Raw genomic sequence first — 313 nt, forward strand, 5'->3', positions numbered from 1 at the left:
CGAGTTTTGTTTTATCAAAAGATTCTATGTTTGAATTCTGAATGTGGTGCTCATTTTCACGCTCATTGCCGCTCATTTGTGGCTCTGAAACATTTGAAAGATAAAGATTTTCCACCTGACGGCGTAAATTGCTCAGTGCTTGTTCACGGATCGTCAGATTTGTCAGTGTTCCGTTGCGCTCTACGCGGCCGGAGAGTGCCTGCAACTGGTCATAAAGCGCTTCCCAGTCCCCTTCTTTGTTCTCATTAAGGGCAGAGAGAATGGTTTTGGAAATATCACGTAGATGAATGGTAATGCTGAAACGCAATTGTTG

General features: G+C 43.8%; 1 pseudogene. It reads right to left on the bottom strand.

The window, feature by feature from the left end:
• A pseudogene (locus tag HBA93_RS20110) lies at nucleotides 1–313 on the bottom strand (plasmid replication protein RepC); the annotation flags it as partial.

The sequence above is a fragment of the Ochrobactrum sp. SFR4 genome, from assembly GCF_019730395.1.
Lineage (GTDB): Bacteria > Pseudomonadota > Alphaproteobacteria > Rhizobiales > Rhizobiaceae > Pseudochrobactrum.